This is a genomic window from Corynebacterium sp. NML180780 (assembly GCF_007786415.1).
In the GTDB taxonomy this organism is placed as follows: Bacteria; Actinomycetota; Actinomycetes; order Mycobacteriales; family Mycobacteriaceae; genus Corynebacterium; species Corynebacterium gottingense.
This window is the reverse complement of record NZ_VNKN01000019.1, coordinates 1-23,257: the sequence shown is the minus strand read 5'-3', so window position 1 is coordinate 23,257 and position 23,257 is coordinate 1. Positions and strand designations below refer to the sequence as shown.

21 protein-coding genes and 3 pseudogenes are annotated in these 23,257 nt (G+C 60.7%); 8 read left to right on the top strand and 16 right to left on the bottom strand.

Annotated elements, in window-relative coordinates:
* Positions 1-140: 140 nt before the first annotated feature.
* Both FPP74_RS11425 and FPP74_RS11420 read right to left on the bottom strand, forming a co-directional pair.
* Positions 141-1,010 carry an ABC transporter ATP-binding protein gene (locus FPP74_RS11425; RefSeq protein WP_095553543.1) on the bottom strand — a complete coding sequence of 290 codons (870 nt, stop codon included), beginning with the start codon at positions 1,008-1,010 and terminating at the stop codon, positions 141-143.
* On the bottom strand, positions 997-1,914 hold the full coding sequence (locus FPP74_RS11420; protein WP_144718641.1) for an ABC transporter permease: 918 nt from the start codon (positions 1,912-1,914) through the stop codon (positions 997-999). The genes FPP74_RS11425 and FPP74_RS11420 overlap by 14 nt, the downstream gene beginning before the upstream one ends.
* 59 nt (positions 1,915-1,973) lie before the next feature.
* Between FPP74_RS11420 and FPP74_RS11415 the strand changes: the two genes are divergently transcribed.
* Positions 1,974-3,860 carry a glycosyltransferase gene (locus tag FPP74_RS11415; protein WP_186439443.1) on the top strand — a complete coding sequence of 629 codons (1,887 nt, stop codon included), beginning with the start codon at positions 1,974-1,976 and terminating at the stop codon, positions 3,858-3,860.
* Between the two features lie 2 nt (positions 3,861-3,862).
* On the top strand, positions 3,863-4,852 hold the full coding sequence (locus FPP74_RS11410; RefSeq protein WP_144718636.1) for a hypothetical protein: 990 nt from the start codon (positions 3,863-3,865) through the stop codon (positions 4,850-4,852).
* Here FPP74_RS11410 and FPP74_RS11405 read toward each other — a convergent pair.
* The 3 genes from FPP74_RS11405 to wecB all read right to left on the bottom strand — a co-directional run bounded on the left by FPP74_RS11405 (position 4,837) and on the right by wecB (position 8,771).
* Positions 4,837-6,138 (bottom strand): glycosyltransferase family 4 protein, encoded by a 1,302-nt coding sequence (locus tag FPP74_RS11405; RefSeq protein ID WP_255395998.1) that lies wholly within the window; start codon positions 6,136-6,138, stop codon positions 4,837-4,839. The two genes, FPP74_RS11410 and FPP74_RS11405, sit on opposite strands and share 16 nt — an antisense overlap.
* A 41-nt stretch (positions 6,139-6,179) precedes the next feature.
* The gene (locus FPP74_RS11400) at positions 6,180-7,469 is read right to left on the bottom strand and encodes a glycosyltransferase family 4 protein (RefSeq protein WP_095553546.1); all 1,290 of its coding nucleotides are present in this window, start codon (positions 7,467-7,469) and stop codon (positions 6,180-6,182) included.
* Positions 7,470-7,592: 123 nt separating this feature from the next.
* Entirely contained in the window at positions 7,593-8,771 is a 1,179-nt protein-coding gene (gene wecB, locus FPP74_RS11395) for a non-hydrolyzing UDP-N-acetylglucosamine 2-epimerase (RefSeq protein WP_255456148.1), read from the bottom strand.
* 332 nt (positions 8,772-9,103) lie between these two features.
* Here wecB and FPP74_RS11390 point away from each other — a divergent pair, with 332 nt between their 5' ends.
* A complete protein-coding gene (locus FPP74_RS11390; protein ID WP_095553548.1) occupies positions 9,104-9,376 on the top strand; it encodes a hypothetical protein in 273 nt (90 codons plus the stop codon).
* On the opposite strand, the gene FPP74_RS11385 is transcribed toward FPP74_RS11390, so the two are convergent.
* Positions 9,373-10,329 (bottom strand): Ppx/GppA phosphatase family protein, encoded by a 957-nt coding sequence (locus FPP74_RS11385; protein WP_144718633.1) that lies wholly within the window; start codon positions 10,327-10,329, stop codon positions 9,373-9,375. The two genes, FPP74_RS11390 and FPP74_RS11385, sit on opposite strands and share 4 nt — an antisense overlap.
* On the bottom strand, positions 10,326-10,892 hold the full coding sequence (locus tag FPP74_RS11380; RefSeq protein ID WP_095546560.1) for a DUF501 domain-containing protein: 567 nt from the start codon (positions 10,890-10,892) through the stop codon (positions 10,326-10,328). The genes FPP74_RS11385 and FPP74_RS11380 overlap by 4 nt, the downstream gene beginning before the upstream one ends.
* Before the next feature lie 85 nt (positions 10,893-10,977).
* Between FPP74_RS11380 and FPP74_RS11375 the strand changes: the two genes are divergently transcribed.
* From FPP74_RS11375 to FPP74_RS12565, 3 genes and pseudogenes are all read left to right on the top strand, one after another.
* Positions 10,978-11,832, top strand: coding sequence for a hypothetical protein (locus FPP74_RS11375; protein WP_144718630.1), 855 nt, complete (start codon positions 10,978-10,980; stop codon positions 11,830-11,832).
* A 65-nt stretch (positions 11,833-11,897) separates the two neighbouring features.
* A pseudogene (locus FPP74_RS11370) lies at positions 11,898-12,761 on the top strand (DUF3644 domain-containing protein); the annotation flags it as partial.
* A gap of 104 nt (positions 12,762-12,865) precedes the next feature.
* Positions 12,866-12,937 carry a hypothetical protein gene (locus FPP74_RS12565; RefSeq protein ID WP_370511809.1) on the top strand — a complete coding sequence of 24 codons (72 nt, stop codon included), beginning with the start codon at positions 12,866-12,868 and terminating at the stop codon, positions 12,935-12,937.
* 147 nt (positions 12,938-13,084) lie between these two features.
* On the opposite strand, the gene FPP74_RS11365 is transcribed toward FPP74_RS12565, so the two are convergent.
* From FPP74_RS11365 to FPP74_RS11345, 5 genes and pseudogenes are all read right to left on the bottom strand, one after another.
* Positions 13,085-13,747: a septum formation initiator family protein gene (locus FPP74_RS11365; protein ID WP_144718627.1), complete on the bottom strand. Its 663-nt coding sequence runs from the start codon at positions 13,745-13,747 to the stop codon at positions 13,085-13,087.
* A 54-nt stretch (positions 13,748-13,801) separates the two neighbouring features.
* A complete protein-coding gene (locus tag FPP74_RS11360; protein ID WP_144718624.1) occupies positions 13,802-14,452 on the bottom strand; it encodes a hypothetical protein in 651 nt (216 codons plus the stop codon).
* Positions 14,453-14,552: 100 nt separating this feature from the next.
* On the bottom strand, positions 14,553-16,637 hold the full coding sequence (locus tag FPP74_RS11355) for a CAP domain-containing protein (RefSeq protein WP_144718621.1): 2,085 nt from the start codon (positions 16,635-16,637) through the stop codon (positions 14,553-14,555).
* 164 nt (positions 16,638-16,801) lie between these two features.
* A complete protein-coding gene (gene eno / locus FPP74_RS11350; RefSeq protein ID WP_144718618.1) occupies positions 16,802-18,079 on the bottom strand; it encodes a phosphopyruvate hydratase in 1,278 nt (425 codons plus the stop codon).
* A gap of 132 nt (positions 18,080-18,211) precedes the next feature.
* Positions 18,212-18,962, bottom strand: a pseudogene (locus FPP74_RS11345) (lytic transglycosylase domain-containing protein).
* 224 nt (positions 18,963-19,186) lie between these two features.
* On the opposite strand from FPP74_RS11345, the gene FPP74_RS11340 reads away from it, so the two are divergent.
* Complete coding sequence (locus FPP74_RS11340) at positions 19,187-19,624, top strand: hypothetical protein (protein WP_095547356.1); 438 nt, start codon at positions 19,187-19,189, stop codon at positions 19,622-19,624.
* Between the two features lie 6 nt (positions 19,625-19,630).
* Here the strand turns inward: FPP74_RS11340 and FPP74_RS11335 are convergent, their stop codons facing one another.
* A complete protein-coding gene (locus FPP74_RS11335; RefSeq protein WP_144718615.1) occupies positions 19,631-20,233 on the bottom strand; it encodes a MazG nucleotide pyrophosphohydrolase domain-containing protein in 603 nt (200 codons plus the stop codon).
* A 43-nt stretch (positions 20,234-20,276) separates the two neighbouring features.
* Here FPP74_RS11335 and FPP74_RS11330 point away from each other — a divergent pair, with 43 nt between their 5' ends.
* The gene (locus FPP74_RS11330) at positions 20,277-20,912 is read left to right on the top strand and encodes a hypothetical protein (protein ID WP_144718612.1); all 636 of its coding nucleotides are present in this window, start codon (positions 20,277-20,279) and stop codon (positions 20,910-20,912) included.
* Between the two features lie 68 nt (positions 20,913-20,980).
* Here FPP74_RS11330 and FPP74_RS11325 read toward each other — a convergent pair whose 3' ends face one another.
* From FPP74_RS11325 to FPP74_RS11315, 3 genes and pseudogenes are all read right to left on the bottom strand, one after another.
* On the bottom strand, positions 20,981-21,463 hold the full coding sequence (locus FPP74_RS11325) for a hypothetical protein (protein WP_144718609.1): 483 nt from the start codon (positions 21,461-21,463) through the stop codon (positions 20,981-20,983).
* 102 nt (positions 21,464-21,565) lie between these two features.
* Positions 21,566-22,624, bottom strand: a complete 1,059-nt coding sequence (locus tag FPP74_RS11320) for an HNH endonuclease signature motif containing protein (protein ID WP_144718607.1) — start codon at positions 22,622-22,624, stop codon at positions 21,566-21,568.
* Positions 22,625-22,732: 108 nt separating this feature from the next.
* A pseudogene (locus FPP74_RS11315) lies at positions 22,733-23,257 on the bottom strand (DNA primase); the annotation flags it as partial.

Sequence of the window (23,257 nt, the reverse complement as noted above, 5' to 3'; positions counted from 1 at the left end):
TGAGCCCACGCCTAGAAGCCCCAATTCGAGAAGCCACCATTGTCACGAACCCGAGGGCAGTAAGCCCAAGATTAATCCGAAAGAACTGAGGAAACTGCATGGCAAATACTCTACCCGCATACGTAACATGGAAACCACAACTATAGCTCTTTGACAGTCTTAATACTCACGACCGATAAATTACGCTGGACTTCCTGAAGAAACTCAGAAGATTTCACCTTCTTCCCTTCCCTCAAAAGCCCGGAAAACTCAGAGTATTGAGACGTAATCTCATCCGTCGGCCCATCCGCGATCACATCTCCCCGATGAATCCAGATACACCTATCACATGCACGTTTTACCGCGGCAAGCGTATGCGACACTAGGAAAATATTCCCAGCATCCTCCAAAAGCGAATCCATACGCTCCTGCGCTTTAGAGCCAAATGCGGAGTCCCCAGTTGAAAGCGCCTCGTCGACGAGCAGAATTTCCGGTCGCACTGCAGTAGAAATCGCGAAACTAAGCTTTGACCCCATACCTGAGGAATAAGTACCCATGGGGCGTGTTGCAGCCTCGCCTAACTCAGCCCATTCAATAATTTCAGGAACCGTGTCCCGCGCCTCCTGTGCTCGCATCCCCAACGCGAGAAGACCTAAGTAAGCATTCTGCTCACCCGTCAACCAACTTTGGAGTGCTGGTGCCACACCAAGAAGCGTCGGCTGGCTTGAAACATGAATGACTCCGGTAGTTGGCGCCTCACTTCCGGAAATTATCCGGAGCAGAGTCGATTTACCCGAGCCGTTACGCCCAATAATACCGATGGACTCACCTTTTCTTGCCACAAAACTAACGCCCCGCAACGCGTCAACTGTTCGCGAGCGCTTGTGTTTCCCAAAATTCCGACCACCGCTAGCAGCAGCTCCAGTGAGCACATATTCCTTGCCTAAACCCTGAGCCACAACAGCAGGCTCATCCACAACCGTCTCCTGCAGGCCTCCACGCAAACTACCTTGCCAGTCACTGTCGGACATTTATATACCTCTCTTCAGCACCCCAAAAAAAGACCAATCCCACGACCAGAAGACCCACACCCCAACCGGTAAGCGTCAACCACGTAGATAAAGACGGGACAACAGAATACAAAACACTATCCCTTACCGCGTCGAGAAAAACATAACCCGGGTTATACGAAAACAGAGCGTAAAGTGTCGGCGAATGAGCGAAGCGCTCAAGCGGGAAAAAAATTCCAGAACTAAAGAACCAGCCCCGGAGACCAACATTAATAATGACCTTAAAATCCGGAAGAAACGAGGTAATACGCGCCACGATAAACATCAGGCCAGTCCCGAACGCCCACATCAACAGAGTCAAAGGTACGACAAAAATAATCGTCCAGGACAATGGCTTATTCCACTGCGTAACCAACCCCACAAAAACAGCCACGAGCAGTGTCGGCAGATTATCGATAAGATATCGCAACGACTGGGAGAAAACCAGTGTCGCTTTAGGAAAAGAGAACGCCTGAATGAGATTCCTAGAAGTTTGAATCAGAGACTGCCCACCATTGACAAGAGACGTCATAAACCCAAAAAACGTGACACCAAGAATCAAAAACCCGACAAAATTATCAACACCCCGCGATGTTTTCAGCAGGAAACCGAAAATCAAACCGTACATCGCAGCATCCAACATCGGCTGAGCGATCAGCCAAAACCTCCACAAGTTGTAGCTCTTTGCCGTACGGAAAGCACGATACCGCGCGTCTGTAACAATAAAATACCGCCGCTCCCAAAGCTGAGCCATATAAAGCGGCAGCGCAGGACGAACATTCAGCTTGCGCATCCGCCGCATATTGACCACCAATGTCTCAGCAGCGACACCCTCTGACGAACCACCAACACCAGCGGCACCCGATTCCGAGTGACTTCGACCCATTCCCGGACTCCTCTCAATCTATAATCCAAATACTACTGAAGGCTAAGGAGCGACCCGAAATGCCCAAACACACTAAAATGTACATACGAACAGCGCGTTCAACAGCAACACTCGTCAAACGCCTAATCCTACAAAAAGCACCAAAACCAGTCATCCACCAACTACGCCGCACCCAGAAACTCCTCAGGACAGCAAAGCTCAAACACGCATCTGCTGGTGGTTTCCCTTCCGTCACCCCGGGCAGCGAGCTATCCACGCCGCTTGGCAAACCACATTTTCCCTTCACAGTTGGGTGTATTCTCGATGAGTTCTCGTACGCTGCTTGGAGTCCAGAGTTTGCACTTGTACCACTAGAACCAGGTACACATGTGCCGCCGGTAGATTTTGTCCTCGTGGAATCCGCTTGGGCAGGCAATGGGGGAAAGTGGCAGTTTCAGCTCGTAGGAAAGAATGCGCCCTCGCCTGCTCTCCGCGAGATAATCGAACAGTGCCGATCCCGTAATATCCCCACAGTTTTTTGGAATAAGGAAGACCCGTCACACTTTGAGGACTTTCAGTCCACAGCGGAATTGTTTGACTTTATCGCAACGACGGACTCGAACAAGGTGGCTGAATACGAGAGTCTTTTTCCATCTGCGACGGCATTTGTCCTTCCATTTGCCGCCCAGCCAGCGCTACAAAATCCAGCGCGCAACGGAATTATGGAAACCGCTGGCGACATAGCTTTTGCCGGTACTTATTTCCGCCATAAATTTTCAAACCGACGACAGCAAATGGACGTAATACTATCCGCGGCGCACCGTGTCAGTCAACAATCTGACGCGACTTTCACTATTTTTTCTCGCCATGCGGGAGGGGACTCCAAGTACCAGTTTCCACTCAAATGGCGCCAACATGTAGTTGGCTCACTCCCATATGCAGAAGTCCTCGCAGCTTACCGATCTTTCAATGTGTTTCTCAATGTGAATTCCGTGACCGAAAGCCCCAGTATGTGCGCGCGTCGGGTATTCGAAATCGCGGGTTCAGGCACACCGGTTGTAAGCACCGAATCGATGGCTTTACGAAACTTTTTCAAAGTAAATGAAGTACCCTCAGTCCGCGCTCAGGATGCTGAGTTAGTTTTGCGTGCGTTGTTGGAGTCAGACCTGCTTCGACGACGCACATCCCACCTCGCTTTACGGCGAGTTTGGGAAGAGCATACCTATCGCCATCGAGCGAACTCACTACTCCAAGCCCTTGGGTTTAGGGACGAAAAATCATCGCCACCGCTCGTGAGCATCGTATGCTCAACTAATCGTGACATAGAATTAAAGCATCTCCTCACGCAGGTTGCTAGGCAAACGTACAGCAACATTGAATTAGTCGTAGTGGGACACGGGGTCCACCTCAACCCTAACCTCGGTAAGCAAGCTAGCGCACTAGGAATAGAGAGGCTTACAGTTCTACACCGCGACGCATCGACTAGTTTGGGGGAATGCTTAAATGCTCTTGTACAAGCTAGTTCGGGCGAGATAATTGCGAAGTTTGACGATGACGACTTTTATCTTCCAAACTACCTCCGCGACCAAGTAAATACGCTGATAAATATGAACGCAGATCTAGTTGGTAAAGGATCAATTTACTTCTATCTACAGGGCAGTGACGTCATAGCTCGTCGTTGGAAACATCAAGAGCATATTTGGCGAAATTTCGTAGCTGGAGCAACTTTGGTGGGATGGCGGAGTGTGTTCGTCGAAACGCCATTTGCAAATCGCACAAAGGGCGAAGATAGCGATTTCTTGCTAAGGCTCGAAAGAAAGGGCCGACGAGTATACTCAGCGGACAGTTTCAATTATGTTTGCGTCCGTGGGAATGATAAGCACACATGGCAAATTTCTGAAACAGAGATCCTAGCGAATTCTGAAATAGAAACGTTTGGTAAAAACTTGAAACATGTGGAGGTGTAGTAGTGAAGCTGTCGTACGAACAAAAGCGAGCCTACCGACGTCAGCTTGTACATGCACGCCGCGCATTATCCCGTTCAATTGCAAGTTACCTAACCCCAGAGCTTTTTAACGTGCCCTCGGATTCGAGAATTGCAAGAGACCGGGCGGTCGGTTTCTTCCCCACGATCCAACGTGTGTGGCCGAACCTCGATGTTTTTCTGGACACTCACCACGTCCGCAAGGGTGTGCATTCCGTGTGGCACCAAGGCTTGCCGATCGACTTTCAACTCACTAGAACACGGGCCGACGTATTACTTGTAGTCTTTCATGGTGCTTTAGAGCTCAACGCTGCATTGCCCTTATTCCCGGGGGCGAATGTAACCCGTGGCCTCAGAGCGTCTCGTTTAGCATTCACAGACCCCAGCTTGTATCTTTCTCCGGAGCTCCCCCTTGCGTGGTACGCAGGTAGTGTTTTTCAGCCCGACCTTGCGAGCCAAATCACTAAGATCATTCGCAAGGTTGCACGCTCCACACGCGCGAAGCGCATTGTTCTGTTCGGATCGTCAGGCGGTGGTTTTGCGTCTCTCGTTCAAGCAGCAGCAATTCCGCAAGCCACAGCACTCATAGCAAATGCTCAGACCAACGTACTTCTGTACCATGAGTATCACGTACAGAAATATCTTGATATTGCTTGGGGTGGAGACCGCAAGAAATTTGTGGCAGCTGGCCAAAGCTCCGCAATAGAGAGGTTAAACGCGTCTATGCCTAGGCCACGCGTGCTTTATATGCAGAACTCCACCGACGCCTTCCATATCCGCAGACACTTAAACCCGTTTATGCAGCGACTTGGCTCAGAACTGAATGTCCAGCTGCTTCTAGGTAATTGGGGAGATGGCCACGTCGCCCCACCGAAAGAGTTATTCCGTGCCTCGCTCGAGGCTGTGGTGGAAAATGACGACTTAGCGCTCGAAAGGATAGGATTCGTTCCTGGGGTAAATTACAGCCCAGAATAGAGTTCTCCATAGATACGCGCCGCGTCAGCCCAGGTAAATAAATGAGGCGATGCACGCACTGGGCTATGCAGTGCATCGACGATAGCTGAAGCTATATCGCGGGGAGAACCTGGCGCTACATAACGTTCCACGCCACGGGTTATCTCACATAGAGCCGGTAAGTCGCTGGCCACAATTGGGATACCAAATGCCTGAGCCTGTAGTGTCTTTATCGGTGTGATGTTACGGGTCACAGGCGTATCTTTGCGGGGCGCGACAAATACATTAAGGGCGCTATAATAGCGTGCAATTTCGTCATGTGATTGGTAACCGGAAAACACCACACGATCCAATAGTTGCTCAGCCCGCGCAAGGTCACGTAGAACTGACAGATGGCTACCGTCACCAACGAGGAGCACTGAAACGTCTCTAGGGAGATGATGAAGCGCGAGAATTAGATCATCGAATCCTTCATAATCTACAATTGAGCTCACAGCGCCTACGTATTGTCGCGGCGGCAAACTAAGGCTGCGCTGGGCCTCCTCTGCGGGAATGCGCTGGCTAGACCACTGCGGGTCAACAGCATTTGGGACAATTTCAATCAGACTCCTTATCCCGCGATCGCGCAAGGAAACAGCGGAAACTTCGCTCAGCGCAACTACGGCAGCTGCGGCATGCATCGCTTCTTCTTCTTTCAACCGAGAAGCTTTATAGAAGGCCGTCGATTGAGGATCAGACCCCTTGGGTTGATGTGCTTCCCAAGTAGCTTCAGGCTCTCCCCGGACCTCGTAGACCCAAGGTATCCCGAGTTCGCGTGCAGCGAGGGATGTAGCAGCTGCATTTGGCCATGGAGTTGTTGTGTGGAGGACGGTAGCACCACGGCGGAATGCCTCATCCCTAATCCCCCTTGCGTATTCTTTAATTTGGTTTGCAAACAACATTGGGCAAAGAGTTGGAAGAACACGAGCGTAAGTTAGCCCCTCGAAATCTTCGCATGCGCTCGAGGGAAAACGTCCAACGTTGACAGGATAACAAATCCGGGTGATCGCAGATGCACTCATCCCCGCATCTCGCTGAGCTTTCAGGATCTGGTGGCTCCGGACCGCATACCCACCGGTCGAATGAGGATATGAGTTCGTCAAGATATGCAGGGGCGCAGCGGAACCGCCACCAGTTGGTGAATCAAAGATGGGAACACGGAAGTCTCGCTGGCGATGTTCAGGTGCCAATGGTCGCTTGAACCCGCGCCCGAATAGGCGGGCACTTGCTTTAGAAGCAAATGCTGTAGGGTTCCGCACCACCTGCATAGTGTAGTTCGTAATAGCTAACGGTAGGTAATCCAACTTCATCAACGTAACCTATGCGCCCATTCAAGACAATCAGCAAGGCTTGCGGGAGATTCAGTTTCCCGCTGATGATGCACCCACTGCTTCCCGGTTTCAGGCAATTGGAGCTTTGATCTGTTTTGGGCCAAATTTACCCACATCTGAGCCAAAGCCTCAGGATTTTCCGGTTCAACCACATCTCCAGCTTGCAGCTTGCGAATAATTTCAGCGGTCTCACCCGCCACAACCCCTGAGATATGCAGTCCCTGGTTCATAAGTTCATATGTTTTCGAAGGCACAGCCTCTTCAAGCGGGGCCCAGTCAGTCAGATGAACAAGAGCAGTGTCCGCCCATTGATAGCACTCTTGAAGCAGCTCTGCGCTACGTCGCTGCTCGAACGTAGCCTCAACGCCTAGTCGCGCCGCCTTTTCCATCAGCTCAGCCTTCGCAGCACCAGCTCCTACGAACCGCAAACGCACCTGCACACTAGCATTCTCCGCTTTTTTCGCGGCCTGTAGCGCGTTTGCAAGGTTCTGAGCCCGCCCCAGAGTCCCAGCGTACAAAACGTTCAGTACATCGCTCGGCCCGCTAAGCCGCGGTTGCTTCACAATTAGCGTTTCTGGAGGGAAAACATTCCTCACAGTGAAAATCTTCTGGCCAGCAGAAGAACGTTTTTGCAAGTTCGTAGCTAAACGGCTCGAAGTAGATATGACCGCGGTGGCGCTAGCTAGCACCCTGTTCAGCCACATATTTGTGACCCCCACTACAACCTGCAAAGGTCCCCTTGAAAGTACCCGTTGACGTAGAGAAGGATTCCCAACTGCGGCATTCCATCGGTCTGACACAGAGAATAGCTCAGGCCAGGCGTCACGTAAGTCAATGATATAGGGAACCTTAAAACGCCATGCTGAAATCGCGGCTACAAACGCCGTGGGAATAGCCGGAACCGTCCCTATCACTACGTCCGGTTGAAAACTCGCTAGCGAACCGGAACGCCGAAAAACAACATGCAATTCACCAACGGCAACGGCTAGCTGATTAAGTACTTTGCGGGTAATAGAATTTCCGCCGGGGACGTAGCCGGAGCGAAGAACAATTCGAGCGGTGCTGACATCACGCTCTTCCTCACGACAACGATACCCCCTCCTAGCAATCCACTCCTTCAACGATACGTTTCGCTGATAGTGTGGAGGCGGAGCTACTACAAGGATTTCATGGCCTGCTTTTTCCAACGTACTCGCCAACCAAGCCCAACGACGCTGGGGAACACCATTTTCTGGCTCCCAATATTGAGTAATCAGGAGGATGCGCACCAGTATCTTCCTCCTGCTAGCTATAAATCGTAAGACCAGCAGGAGCCCGAAACCGGAACCGACGGAATATAACTCCGCGATCCCAATCGACGAACTATAGCCCCGGCTAGCAATCTACCGATGTCAATTATAGCCATCGCACCCCCGTGGGCAACAATTCCTGCTATACCCCATTTCTGGTTCAAACTCAGCAATTCGTTCACCAACTCCAGTCAACTCCGCGATCGCAGCAATCACCCGGGAAGACGCTCTACCATCACCATAAGGATTCACAGAATTTGCCATCATCTGGTAGCTCGAATCGTGGTCAAACAGATCTCGAACCTCTTTCACGATACGTTTTCGGTCTGTACCGACTAGTTTAACTGTTCCAGCGACAACTGCTTCTGGCCGCTCCGTGTTTTCTCGCATTACAAGTACCGGTTTCCCTAAAGACGGGGCCTCTTCTTGGATACCGCCAGAATCGGTAAGCACGAGATACGACCTCCCCATCAGTGCAGTGAACTGATCGTAAGGGAGTGGGTCAGCGATAATCACATTAGGAAAATTTTGAACTTCAGGGAGAATCGCATCTCTTACCTTCGGATTCAGATGCAGCGGCAGTACAAATGCACAATCGGGGTACGATCTCGCCAAGTCTTGAACCGCGCCAGCAATCTGCTTCATCGCCTCGAAATTTTCTCGGCGATGAGTAGTCACTAGAACAAGGCGGTTCTCACTAAGGCGCAAAGTTTCTAGGCGAGGATCCTCAAAAGCCACATCCCACGTTGAAGCTGTTAAAAGCGCATCAATAACTGTATTCCCTGTAACGACAATATCCTCGGCGCGAAGGTTTTCGCGCAGCAAGTTTTCCCTCGCAACAGACGTCGGTGCCAAATGCAAGCAAGCAAGCTGACTGATAATTCGTCGGTTCGCCTCTTCCGGGAATGGCGAAAAAATATCCTGGGTTCGTAGGCCCGCTTCCAGATGAACGACTCTTACTCCCCTATTAAACCCCGCGAGAGCCGCAGCCATAGCAGTGGAGGTATCACCCTGAGAAATAACGACGTCGGGCGCCTCTTTCGCAAAGAGAGAATCAAGCCCTTTTACTGCGCGCCACACCAGCTCATTGAGGGACTGCCCCGGCTTCATAAGGGCCATATCGTAATCAGGTACGATGCCGAAACGCTTGTTAACCTGCTCTAGCATTTCGCGGTGTTGACCGGTAGAAATAAGAACGGGTTCAAACCGATTATCTTCTCGCAAAGCACTCACGACTGGAGCGATCTTTATCGCCTCTGGGCGAGTACCGTAAACGGTCATGATCCTAGGTTTTGGAGACATGGCTTCATTTACTCTTCAGTGGGGTGGGAAAACAGTACATTCATTCCAACCTAGTACATTGCATTCGACTTAGCATTCCATCCCTGGGGTTGCCGTTTGCCCCAGCAACGCTACCAACAAGTTATACGGTAGGACGGACGAAATCAGTGGTTCCAGGGCTTTCTCAACTAGGCATAAGCAAGGATGCCCGCCGAACCTGCGTATGCACATTGTCTAACTACCACAGCGTGGAATTCAAGTACGCAGCGAGGCGATTACGTAAGGTGGACCGCCACTCCTTAGCCTATCCATTTCCTCTAGTGTAGGTAGACATGTACCAATTCGTTGTCGGAGCAGCCGCCGGGTACGTGTTCGGCACGAAAGCCGGCCGCAAGCGCTACCACCAGATTGTCAACGCCACCCAAGCGGCGGTGAACTCGCCGGTGACCAAGCAGGTCGTTGAGTCCACCCGTAAGGCCATTGCGAACAAGATTGACCCCGAGCCGCGCATGCGCGAGGTGAAGGATCTGCGCAAGGGACGCAAATTACGGGGCAGGAAGAACGCGGAGCTCGAGGACCAGATCCTCGAGCCCGACGAGGACTAGTCCGCGAGCAGGCCGGCGACGATACCGTCGAGGATGTCCTTCTCGCTGATGATGAAGGAGGACGCGCCGGCCTCGTCGGCGAATGCGTCCATCATCTCCTCCACGACCGTGGAGCCGGAGCCGATGACGTCGGCACGACCGGGGTGCATCGGGCCGTACTCGAGGCGTTGCTCGGCCGTACGGGCGCGCAGATCCGTAGTGACTTGCCGCATACGGTCGAAGGGGATCTCCGACATGTGGATGCGCGTGGGGTCGTAGGAGTCGAGGTTCTGGGCGAGTGCGGAAAGCGTCGTAAAGGTGCCCGCACAGCCCACGAACGTGCGGGCCTGGGCGAAGGGGACGACCTCGGCGGCCTCGGCGATGCGATCGCGGATGTAGGCGCGCGCGGACTCGGTTTCTTGGGCAGTCGGTGGGTCCGTGCGCATGAAGCGCTCGGTGATGCGGACACACCCCATTTGGGTGGAGCGCGCGCCCTGGTCCATGACGAACTCGGTGGAACCGCCACCGAGGTCGATGACGCAGAAGGGCCCGCGGGCGGGGTCGATGTCCGCCGTGGCGCCGCGGAACGACAGGCGCGCTTCCTCGTCGCCGGAAATGACTTCAGCCTGCGCACCCGGCTGGATCTGGCCGAGGAGTTCGCGGGTCATGGCGAAGAAGTCCTCGCGGTTGGAGGCGTCGCGGGTGGCGGAGGTGGCGACCATGCGGACGCGCTGCACGCCCTCGGCACGCATGCGCTCGGAGTAGGCGGCAAGCGCCTGGCGGGTGCGCTCGATGGCCTCCGGGTTGAAGCGGCCTGTCTCGTCCACACCTTGGCCGAGCCGCACGATGGTGTTCTCGCGGGTGACCTCCGTCAGCGTGCCGTCGTCGCTGCGACGCGTGATCAGGAGGCGGATGGAGTTGGTGCCGCAGTCGACGGCGGCGACGGTCAGTGGTGCGAGCTGTGGAGAGGTCATGCGAGCCCCTCCCCTGCCTCGTCGAGGGTGATGCCCAGGTCCTCGAGCGTGGGCCAGTCTGCGGGGATCGCGGAGCCGCGGAGGTTGCCGTGCTCGGCTGCAAGCGCGACGGCTTCGTCGCCGAAGCGGACGCGGCCTGGGCCCTCTGCAAGCGCGTAGGCGATAAGCACGTGGAGGCACTTCACCCGCTCCGGCATCCCGCCGCCCGAGAAGTCCGTGCCCAGGTCCTCGATGGCGTTGCGCTCGGCCAGGTAGTGCTCGTGCGCGGCGAGGTAGTCCTTGCGCAGCGCCTCGCCGCTTTCGGAGTCCTCGTTTAGGCGGGACTCCATCCACTTCATCACCTGGGCGACCTCGAGCCGCGACGCTTCGGCGGTCAGGCGTGGGTCTGTGAGGTAGTAGAGGGTTGGGAAGGGCGTGCCGTCGTCAAGCTTTGGCGCGGTCTTGAGCACCGCTGGCTGGGCGTCGGGCGTGCGGTAGGCGATGGCGAGGACGCCGCGGGGCGCGCGGCCGAGCTGCTCGGCGACGGTGGCGAGGTCCTCCTGCGTGGGGGTTTCGTGTTGCATGGGGCTATTGTCGCATAGCGTGCGCACGGGGCACTTGGCGCGGCGGGTAGGTTGAATGCAGTGTCTGGCCACGATTGGAGGAACCGTGCACCCTGAGCGCGACTACTCGCGGTACACGGGCGACGTGTACACGTACGGGAGCCTCGACGAGTTTGCGACGAGGAACGTGCCGAGCGGGATCCATGCCATCAGCTACGGCGCTGGGGCGTTGGAGGTGCGGCTGGTGCGGCGCCCGAGCAACGCGCTCGTGGTGGCGTTCCACGCGGCTATCGATCTTTCTTCTGCCACGATTCCGGTCTTTACGGGCCAGAAGGTGACGCAGGATCTCGACGCCTCCGTGCTGTTCATTTCAGACCCGTCGCTGGAATTGGGGCTGTCCATCGGCTGGTTCGCGGGAGACCGGGAGCGGCCACTCCAACGAGATCTGGTGCGCGTGATCGAGCACGTGATGGAGGAGCTTGGTGCCGAGGTGGTCGTGTGCCGGGGATCCTCAGCCGGCGGGTTTGGGGCGCTGTACTACTCGCTGCAGTTGCCGGGGTCGCTAGCAGTGGCGATGAACCCGCAGACCAACATTCTGAAGTACTACCAGCCGCGGGTGCGCGACTACATGGACACGTGCTGGCCTGGAGGCGCGGATAATGTGACCACAGACTTGGTTGCGGCGTATTCGGCAGCGATGCCAAACAAGGTGCTCTACTTGCAAAATCGTGACGACGCGTTCCACTTGCAGCACCATTTTGGTCCGTGGGCATCGCGGCTGCGAGAGCGCTACGGCGTGGACTGGTGCGCAATGCCGGGCGACTGGGGCGACGGGCACGCGGCACCGCCCTCGTTCGTGCAGTCAGCCGTGCTGAAGTACGCCCTGTCGTTCGGTGGGGACTGGGACGCGCTCATGCGCGACGACGAGTTCCGGGAAGGGCTGGCAGTCCTTGGAGCGTAAAGTGCACACCACTAAATTCCCTGGAGCCCGTTAGCTGACTCTACGATTCATTAGGATCGCAGTGTATGAGTGAGCGAGTGGCCGACGAGGAACGCCGAGGGCCTGCATCAAACGATGTTGCCGACCGTCTGCTGGAAAAGAGTAAGGAAACATTCGCGCTTGCTGTCGAGTTATACAATCGGCCAACGCTGAGATACCACGCAGAAGCTTGCTCGATCTTTCTTTGCAACGCTTGGGAGCTCATGCTTAAAGCTCATTTGATCAACGTGGACGGCTTGGAATCCATCTACTACCGGGATAATCCGGATCGAACAATTTCGCTAGAAGATTGTCTGAAGAAAATCTTCACCAACGACAAATCACCCCTCCGGAAAAACATGCGCGAACTCATCAAGTTTCGCAACACCAACACCCATTTCATTACTGATGAGTATGAACTCTTTTATGGGCCTTTTCTACAAGCCGCGGTGACGAACTACGCTGAGCAGCTGGAAAACCTCCACTCTGATTCGGTGAGTGACATCATGCCAGAAAACCACCTCACCCTAGCTGTGAGGCGAGGGGCGATTCAGCCCGAGGTGATCCGCGCTAAGTATGACCCTGCTGTGGCGGAGAAACTTCTCCGAAACCAGAGGGACTTAGCCAGTGTTGTAGGGGACGAGGGGAATAGTTCTGTTGCTGCCATTTACGAAACGTCCCTCCGCCTGGTGAAACGCCAGCAAGATGCTGACCTGAATGTCTTTATCACAAAAGACGCGAGCACAGGAGTGAGTATCGTGAAGGATGTTCGCGACGCCAGCAGCTACTACCCGTTTCGGACGAGTGCCTGCATCGATAAAGTTAACGCGCGCTTAAAGGGCCGAGGTGTGAAAATCTTCTTTAATGGAAAAGAGGTCCCGCGTTTTAACAGCTTTCATTTCAACCTCTTTGTAAAGGGCCATAATTTCAAGGGCGATAGCAGGTTCAGTTACAACCGAAATAGCGCTGATGAAACCCCTATTACGTCTATAGCCAGCAAGCTCTCGAGTTTATTGTGGAGCGCCTCTCCAGAGACCCGGATACGTATCTAGATAAGTTAAAACACCATGTGACCGGTACAAGATAAGAGACACCAACCCCCGGAGCAAAGGAATTCTCGGCCTTAAGCCTTACTCCCATTCGGGAACCCAGCTTTATCCTTCTCGGGTTGATGCCTAGATACAACGATACTGCGGCAACGAATCGTCGGCAACCGCAAAATGAGTAGCGTGCGCTACTGCTGGGTTCCGATGGTGCCTGCCCCATCAACCGGTGCTACATCCTCCGACACGGCTTCCGGGTTCGCGGCATCCGGCGCTGGGGCGGGCTGATTATCTTGCTCCTCCCCTGCCGGGGGCTCCACGGACTCGGGGGCTTCCGGGGCTTCCGGGAGCTCGCGGAGCGAATCCCACATGACGGCGGGCCAGGAGCGCTCGTCGGGAAGCTCATCGGTGGTGATGGAGGGGCTGTGGGACATGCGCGGGTCGATGATGCGCCAGGCGGACTCCCCCTCCGCCATCACGCCCAGGCGGCGGCGAGTCTCCTGCTCCACGTAAGCGGGGTCGTCGTACTTGGCGATGTCCTCTTCCAGCTGCGCTTTCCGGCGCTCGAGCTGCTCGATGGAGGACTGCGCACGGGCGATCTCGGCGCGACCCTCGTAGTAGTTGCGCAGCGGGACCGCGATGGCGATAAGGACTGCAATCACGAGCGCGATGAGGATGGCCATGCTGGTGATGTCCTGCTGGAACAGCGCGGGCAGGCGGCGCTTCTTCACGCCAGCGGCGGCCTCTTCGGCGCGGCGGCGCTGCTCGCGCTCGCGCGAAGCCACCGGCACCCGCCTGGGTGCTTTGTTGCGCCCGCGTCTCCGGCCGGGCTCCTGCGTTACGCGTGAGGACATAGTGATTGGAAGTGTAGCGCTCCGGGCCAGGCGCGCGTGTAGGCGCGCGGGCGACTAAGGCAGCTGGATGCCGTACTTGGAGAGGTCGATGCCCAGCCGCGGCGCGAGCGCCACACCGGCCCCCAGGGCGGCGAGGACGCCCAGGACCACGGCGACGGCCGTGCCCGCGGTAGTGCTGCCATCGGTACCGGTGCCTGCGGCAGGTGTCTCCGGCGCAGCCGGCTCCTCCGGCTTGTCCGCTCGCGCCTTGGCCAGCGCGACGGTGGCGCGCCGCAGCTCCTCCCGCGCGTCCTCCACAGCCTGTGTGCGCACGGAGAGTTCGACGCGTTCGGTTTCGGCGTCGATGTTGGCGTCGTTGACTGCGTCGGTGGCGTCGGCAAGCGCTTGCTCGTCAGCGGCGTCCGCGTCGAGCGCCTCGAGCTTGCGCTTTGCGACGTTGCGCGCCTCCACCTTCTGACCCAGCGTCACCTGCGCGGCGTCAACCTTGGCCTGCTGCGCCTCAACCGCCTGCTTCGCCTCCGCGAGCGCGGCCTTCGCATCGGTCACGGCCTGCTCGGCGGCGGCGAGCTGGGTGGCGTGGGTGGATGCAGCGGCGGTGCCTGCTGTCTCGGTGGCGTGGGCGGATGCAGCGGCAGCAGGTGCGAGCGCCAGCATGACGGAGCCGGCCGCCGCGATGACGAGGGCGCGCGCGGAGCGGGGAGACACGGGGTGGCCTTTCTACGAGCATGGGGATGACACGCACAAGCCTAAGCGCCCGCCCACAGTTTGTCCCAAGGCGGGCGGGTACTGCGCCCCTCCCCTAGTGTCAGGGCAGCTGGATACCGAACTGGGAGAGGTCGATACCCAGTTGCGGGGCGAACGCGATCCCCGCGGCGAGGATTGCCAGCAGGCTGGCGACGACCGCGATGGCGGTCCCAGCCGTGCTGCTGCCCCCGGGCTCCGCGGGTGCGTCGGCCGCCGTGGTGGTCTCGGCCGGCGTGGCCGCGGTGGTGGCCGTAGTCGTCTCGGCCGACGTGGCCGCGGTGGTCGTCTCGGCCGGAGTGGCCGCCGTAGTCGTCTCGGCCGACGTGGCCGCCGTGGTCGTCTCGGCCGACGTGGCCGCCGTGGTCGTCTCGGCTGGTGTCACGTCCTCCGGCGTCGTAGCCGGAGCGGGAGCCGGGGCCGGCGGCTGCGGTTCCCGGGCGCGCACCTGCACGAGGGCAGCGCGGGCGGATTCGACGGCGTTGCGCGCGGGGCCCTGCGCGTCCGAGAGTTCGGCGGCTGCTGCACGTTCCGCTTCGAGGGTGGACTTGGCTTGGTCGAGGGTGACGGTGGCGTCGGCAAGCGATTGCTCGTACGGCTCGCGCGGGATTGCGCGCTTGCGCTCCAGCGCTGTGGATGCGGAGGTCAGGCGGGCCTTCGCGCTGACGACCTCGACGTCCGCGTCCACCTCGGCCTGATCCGGGTTCTGCTGCGCGGTGGTGGCCTCGTCGTGCGCGGCGTTCGCCTCGTCGAACTGTCTGGTGAGGCGGTCCAGCTCCGCGGAAGCCGCAGCCGCCTCCTCCGCGGCCTCGGTGGAACGATGCTCCAGCGCGATGTACTGCTGGGTGAAGGACTCGATCGCCGCGGAGTGATCGACGGGATCGACAGACGGATCCAGTCCTGCATCGGTGTACTCGGACTTGTCCAAGCCGTCGAGGATTAGATCGCCGTAATCTCGTTCGTCGCCGGGGTTGAATTCTGGGTTGGCCAGGGATTCTGCTCGCATGAGGTCGGTCGCGCCCGCGGGGAGGTAGAACGGCTCGCCGCTTTCCAACGCCTTGCGGGTCATCTCGTCGAGGCCGTAGCTACCAGTATCAGTGCGTGCGTCTTCGATGAAGAACATCGTGGTTGCGAAAATTCCGCCTTTGCTGTCGGTCGCGATGCCCACGCCCATGCGCTGCACATGCGGTGCGAGCATGTTCCGGTTGTGCCCAGGCGAGTGGCGCCACCTGTCAAAGAACATGTACGGGACCGACTCCCAAGTCTGGCGCGTCCACGCGTCGACCTCTTTGCCACGACCCGAGTTGTAATCAAAGATGATGTTCTCTCCGGAATGGCCCCACCCGTCCATATCCGAGTGGCGGAACGCGGCGTCGAGGTCGCCGGACTCGTCGTAGTCACGCGCCATCACTTCGGACCAGGCCTCGGCTTGCTCGGTAAATACGGGGTGCACCGTCAGCGGGTGGAGGCCGTGGGCCTCGCGGTACTCATTGATCATTTCCTCGATGGACTGGGAGGCAAGGCGCTTCCAGTCCTGGACGGAGTAATCCGAACCGGAGATGTCGCGGCGCTCAAGGTCGTCGAGCTCCGCGCCGACGGAGAAGAGCTCATCTTCCGCCTCGTCGCGCGTGCGCTCGCGCTCCTCGAGCGTGCCGGCCTGCGCATCGCGCCGCTGTTCCGCCTCGCCGAGGCGCTTTGCCGCCTCAGCTTCCGCGGCCGCGGCGTCCTGGGCAGACTGGGCGGCTGCCGACGCGGCGGCCTCCGCAGCAGCGAGCGCGTCCTTCGCCTGCTGCACGTCCCGCTCCAGCGCGGTCACGTCAAGGTCGGCTAGGTCGGCCTTCGCCTGCTCGTACCGTGTCGTGGCGGCGTCCAGGTCCGCCTGCGCCGCGTCGGCCTTCGCCTGCTGCTGCTGGGCTTCCGATTGCGCGGCGGCGAGCGCTGCGTCGGCGTCGGTGACGGCCCGCTCGGCGTCGGCGAGTTCCTGCTTCCAGGCGGCCAGGTCGGCCTGGTACTGGTCCGCAGGATCAGCGGTGGTGGCGATCGTGGCGCTGGCGGTGTCGGAGACGGCGGCGAGCGCCGCCGGCGCCTGGACGAGGGCAAGGGAAAGTGAGGTCGCCGCAGCAACGGCGACGAAAGTACGGGAATACACGGGAACGGCCTTTCTCGGCACGGGAAGTTGCATACACAACCCTATCCGCCCGCACACAGAAAGCCCCAAGCATTACCCAAGAAAATTGGAAGAACATGCGCGCACGCGAAACCCCCTTGCACTCCGCAGCGTTGGGCGGGGTGCAAGGGGGCGTCGAAAAGCGCTTACTTCTTAAAGCGCGGGAACGCGGAGCGGCCGGCGTACACGGCGGCGTCGTCAAGCTCCTGCTCGATGCGCAGCAGCTGGTTGTACTTGGCAACGCGCTCGGAGCGGGCCGGGGCACCGGTCTTGATCTGGCCGCAGCCCAGGGCGACGGCGAGGTCCGCGATGGTGGTGTCCTCGGTCTCGCCGGAGCGGTGGGACATCATGGTGCGGTAGCCGTTGCGGTGAGCCAAGTCGACCGCGTCGAAGGTCTCGGTAAGCGTACCGATCTGGTTGACCTTCACCAGCAGGGCGTTCGCAGCCTTCTCCTCGATGCCGCGCGCCAGGCGCTCCGGGTTGGTGACGAAGAAGTCGTCGCCGACGATCTGGACCTTGTCGCCGATCGCGGCGGTGAGCTTGGTGTAGCCCTCCCAGTCGTCCTCCTGCAGCGGGTCCTCGATGGAGACGATCGGGTACTGCTCAATGAGCTCCTCGTAGACCTTCGCCATCTCCTCGGCGGAGTGCTCGCCGCCCTCGAACTTGTACACGCCGTCCTCGAAGAACTCGGAGGATGCGACGTCGAGCGCCAGGGTGATGTCCTCGCCCGGCTTCAGGCCGGCCTTCTCAATGGCCTCGACGATGAGGTCGAGCGCAGCCTTGGTGGAGTCGACGGACGGGGCGAAGCCGCCCTCGTCGCCCAGGCCGGTGGACAGGCCCTTGGCCTTGATCACGGACTTCAGCGCGTGGTAGACCTCGGCGCCCATGCGCAGCGCCTCGGCGAAGGACTCGGCGCCGATCGGGGCGATCATAAACTCCTGGACGTCCACGCCGGAGTCAGCGTGAGCGCCGCCGTTAACGATGTTCATCATCGGGACCGGCAGGACGTGCGCGTTCGGGCCGCCGATGTAGCGGTACAGCGGCAGGCCGGCGGACTCCGCAGCGGCCTTCGCGGCTGCGATGGACACGCCCAAGATGGCGTTGGCGCCCAGGCGGGACTTGTTGTCGGTGCCGTCCAGGTCAATCATGGCCTTATCAATCAGGCGCTGGTCATCAGCGTCAATGCCGGCCACAGCGTCAGCGATCTCCTCGTTGACGTTCTCCACGGCCTTCTGCACGCCCTTGCCGTTGTAACGGTCGCCGCCGTCACGCAGCTCGTGGGCCTCGTGCACACCCGTGGACGCGCCGGAGGGCACGCCAGCGACGCCGTTGGACATATCGTCGAGCAGCACCTCTGCCTCGACGGTGGGGTTGCCGCGGGAATCAAGAATCTCGCGGGCGAAGGCGTGGATAATGATAGCCATTTGGGCTCAACTCCTTGAGAGTGGACATTGAAGTTTCCGCCTCCCAATTGTTCCAGAGTTTTGCCGAGAATGCTCGCCCCGACGGGGACTCGGTAGCCCCGTTTGCGTTTGGATGCGCCCGGTCGTGTGGTTTTAGCGAGGCGCTGACTGGTTGAGCGCGTAGTTCGCCGCCGCGTTGCGCACTTTGCGCACGTACTCGTTGGACTGGTTGTAGGCGTGCACCGCGTCGTACCAGCCGTCCTCCGTGGCCAGATCGCGCCCGTCCGCGCACAGGAGGTTGGCGGTGCCGAGGGCGGCGTCGTCGATCTGCTGCGGATCCGGGTAGCCGTCGCCGTTCGCGTCCCGCCCGTAGCGCTGCCACGACTCCGGGATAAACTGCATGGGCCCGAGCGCGCGGTCAAACGTCGTGTCGCCATCAAACTCGCCGCCGTCCGTGTCGTGGACCACCGCGAAAGATTCGCTGCCGTCAAGCTGGGGGCCGATTATCGACGGCACCGCCACCCCATCCTCACCCAACCGGGCAGAATCAAACGTGTGCCCCGTGTACGTGCCGTGGCGCGTCTCCACCCAGCCGATGCCGGCGAGCGTATTCCAGTTCAGGTGGCAGGCCGGCCACGCCTCCGCCGCGATAAGGGCCGCGTTGCCGTAGGCGCGCACCGCCTGCGCGTCGACGCCCGTCTGCTCGGAGATCGGGGCGGCCCACCCGGCAAGCTGGTCGGAGGTGCGGCCGGGGGCGTGGACGTCGATGAGCGGGGGCGCCTCGGCGGCCGCCGGGGGGATCGTGTCCGGGACCGGGGTGCGGGTCTGGCGCGGGATCGGCTGCCCCCAGGAACGACAGGACCCACGCCACCACGGAGATGGCCAGCACGACGGCGAGCGTCATGACGAGGAGGCCGACGCAGCCGCAGCCACGGGCGGCGCGACGGGCGTGAGTCGAATTTGCCATAGCTGCCGAGCATACCGGCCCCGCGGTGCCAGACAGGAACGGGCAGGCCGTGAGTCACATAAGTCACACGCGTCACTTGCGTAACGTGTAGGCTGTTGCGCGGACGGCCGAACGGCCCACGCCACGTACCCGAAAATTCTTGCTTCCCGGAAGGAACCCCCATGACCGCAATCGCTGCACTGCGCCGCACCGCCCTCGCCGCCGCGGGCGTCCTCGTCGCCACGTCGCTCATCTCCCCCGCCACCGCCGGCGCCGACACCAGCTACGTCGAGCTGGTCCGCGTCCTCAACGGCAACGTCAAGACGATGGACTGCAACGCCCTGCGCACCGTCGTCCGCGGCACCGGGCTTGCCGACGAAAACACCACCCGCTCCCAGTTCGTCGGCAACGTCAACAAGGCCGTCGGCGAGGACGCAGCCCTGCGCCTCGTCGCTGCCCCCACCGTGAACACGCTCGGCGACCGCGCCCTCGAGTGCGGCGTGGTCAAGCCGGACCAGGCCACCCCGCTCAACCAGGCCATCGCGATGAGCTCGCAGATGTCCTCGCAGGCCGGCCTGCCCGAGATCCGCAACCTGCTGCCCGCCGTCGCCGCGCAGTAACCGCGGCTAGTCCGCCTCGCGGGCCTTGCCCTCCGCCCAGAGGCGGTCCTGCGTCGCCTGATCCACGATCCCCGTCGACCCGTCGAAGAAATACGGGGCCCGCGACCGCATCTTCGCCACGAACGCCGCAGCGACGTCGCCGAAATCGAACGCGCCGCGCTCGTCGGCGATTTCGGCGTGGAAGAGGACTTGCAGGAGGACGTCGGCAAGCTCATGCTTCAACGCCTCATCACCCGCGCCCTGCTCGATCGCCTCCGCCAGCTCGGCTGATTCCTCGCGAAGAAACGGCAGCAGGCTCACGTGCGTCATCTGCCGCTCCCACTCGCCGCGGCGACGGGCGTCGCGCATGACGCGGCGGGCCTCCACGATCGGGTCCTCAAGCGACGGCACGCGCACGACGTCCTCGCCGGCCGCGGCGCGCTCGCGCACCTCGGGGTCGGCGGGATCCGTCGTGACCAGCCACGGCTCGCCCACCGTCGACGGCGCGCTCAGCGACCACCGCACCGACACCGGCACCTCCGCGGTGAACGCCAGCGGCCCAACCAGCCGCTGCACCACGTCCACCGGCACCATCTGCGGCCACCGAGCATCAAGCACCAACACAGTCATACCGCGCATTGTAGCGGCCACCCGGACATGCAAGGATGGACGCATGACAATCGCAGAAGCGCTTCACGACGCCACCCCAACCCCCGAGGACGTCGCCACAGACTCCTCGACCTTCTCCCCCATCCGCTGGAAAACCGGATGGCCGCACCACCTCCGCCGCGTCCCGCCGTTCCGCGACGACGCCACCGCGTCGCTGACCCGCCGCGACGTGTTCCTCTTCGCTCAGGACGTGGTCGACTCGGAGTACAACCGCGACCAGATCATCGACTTCCTCGGCGCCGCCTTCGCGTTCGCGGCCGGCCAGTCGAACCAGGTCATGCAGCTGCAGCAGTTCTTGCGCAACAAGCACAAGGCTAACCAGCTGCTGCAGGCGATCCGCAACATCGGCGGTAAGTCCGCGGTGGACGCCTACGCGTCGCTCGTTGAAACCGGGCTGGCGCCGAAGTTCGCGTCGCACGTGGCCTATTTCCTCGCCGGGCCGCAGGAGGCCGGCGACGAGAAGCCGGTGATCATCTGCTCCAAGCGCGCCGCCGGCGCCGGGCTGTCCAAGGACGCCGACTGGACCGCCGAAGACTACGCCGAGTACCTCACGGCGCTTCGCGAGGCCCGCGACGCCCACGACTCCTCCCTGCCGCTCGACGCGGTGGAGTACGCGCTGCGCAAGCACGCCGACGCCTAACGCCCGCGCAACGCAGACGGCACCCGTCCCCCAATGTTTCGGGGACGGGCGCCGTTCGTTTTTGGGCGTTAGCTGCTCAGGCCGCTGATGCCGGTGAGGCCGAGGTTGCTGAACCTGTAGCCGAGCGCCAGGACGATGCCGACGACTGGCGCGAGCATCGCGACGGTCGGGTCCGTGGTGATGGTCTTCGGAAGTCCCTGAAACTCCGTCACCTTCTGGCCCTCGACCTCGCAGGACTGCATGCCGGCCTTCGCGTTGGAAAGGCAGAGGATGCGGTCGCCCTCGAACTTGCCAAGGACGCGGACGCCGTCGGCGCCGTAGTCGAAGAAGCCGGGGTCGCCGAAGCGGATGACGTCGTAGCTGCGCCACGTGGTGGCGTAGCCGGGGTCGGACGGGAACTCCTCTTCGGGGACGTAGTAGCCGCCGGTCCAGTCTTTGCCTTCGAACGGCTCTTCTGCGGACGCGGGGGCGGCGTTGATGACGGAGGTTGCGGACAGGGTCAGGACTGCGGAGAGGGCGGCGACGCGGGCCGCGCGGTGCTGTGTGCTCATACTCATTTAATCTACGGGAATGCGGTGCGCGTTACAGCTGTTCGGAAGTTTTTTGGCACGCCAAAGCGGCGCAGCCTCACCGGCGCGCCTTGGCGTGAGCGTTTACGGGGACGTCGGTGGCGGCTCCCCGTCCACTGCGGAGTAGGCGCGCCCCGTCGGTACGACGTGGCCGCCCGGGCTGATCCACACGATCCGCCCGGCGCGCCGCTCCACCCGTCCGAACTGTGGCAACCCGTTGACTCCGTTGTGGAACGAGCACAGCCAGCACAGGTTCCCGGCGTGCGTCTCGCCGCCGTCGCGGTATTCGTGGATGTGGTGCGCCTGCGCCTTCGCGGCCGGCGCGCGGCAGTCCGGCCAGCAGCACCGGGCGCCGTCGGTGTCGATCATCCGGCGGTGCTTGTCGTGGGCGAATCGCGCCCGGTACGTGTTGAGCGGCCCCTCCATCGGCGAGACAAGCGTGATGTAGCCGTTGCCCTGCAGCTTGCGCTCGAGCAGTTCCGCGCCCGTGAGCACGGCGCCGTTGGACATCTCGACCCGGATGTCGTCGCCGTCGCAGGTGAGGATCCGGACGTAGTCGGTCACAGTGAGCACGACGTTGGCGACGGCCGTGGTTTCGGCGACGGGTTTGCGGCTGAGGAGCCAGGCGGTGGCGTCGAAAAGCGAATCGCTTTGCGCGTCGGCCTCCATCGAGTCGACGACGTCCTGGAGCTGCGCCGAGGGCCCGACGAAGGAGAGCCGCATCGTGCCGTCGGCGTAGCGCGCCACGCGGTAGCCGTGCGCGGGCGGCGGCGTGGGTGTGCGTTTGAGGGCTCGCGCTTGACGACGCACCTCCGCCCCGTCGCCAGACGTCGCGCACAACGCCTCGCGGAACTGCCAGCGCTCCGTGGGGTCGGTGATCGTGCGCGACGCCCGGGCGATGTACGCGAGCGTGTCCAGGCGGTGACCGTTTTCCAGCGCCTTGTCGCGGCAGCGGCGCTGGTAGGCGCTGTGGGAGGTCGGGCCGTAGAAGGTGGTGGCGACGGTGACAAACTGCTCGGCGCGATCCGCCTCCATGCCGCGCGCGGTGAGCTCCGCGGCGGTCATGCCCGCGACGAGGCCCGCGAGCGCGATGGCGCGGCGGTCCAGGTCGATGAGCGCGTCGATGTCTGTCAAGGTGTCCAAGCCGACCACATTATGGGCCCATCGGGGCAGGTCACAAGGGTTTGTGATTCTTCTCCGATTTTGCCGCCGCGAGGGAACCGAGGCGGCCTCCGCTGCGTCTAAAAGGGGTTAGGCGCGCGAGGCGCGGTCGTTGAGCTCGCGGCGCGCCTGCTCCAGCGCCACGAGGTCCGAGAACAGGGCGTTGTAGGCCTCCGGCTCCTCGGAGGGGCGCATGCGCTGGAGCTGGGACTTCAGCTGCGCAATCTGGTCGCCCACGCGCGTCTCCTGCAGGCGCGAAAGCACGGAGTCGACGTAGCGGTCCATGTCGTCGGCGTGGATCGGCTCGACGGCGAGCTCGGAGACGAAGTTGCGGCCGGCCAGGTCGCGCATCTCCGCGGCGACGGCGGCGAGGAAGTTCGCGCCGTACTCGGTGGCGGAGGCGACGCCGCCCGCGCTGGCGATGGCCTCGCGGACCTGGCGGTAGGCGTCGTTGGTGAACGCGTCCGGGTTGATGCCCTCGAAGTAGGTGCCCGCCTTGTCCGGGTATTGCAGCGCGATCTTCAGCGCCTCGCGCTGCGGCCACAGGAGCGGGTCCTGCGGGTTCGGCGGTTGCAGGGCCGGGGGCTGGCCGGGGGCCGGTTCGGAGCCGGAGGG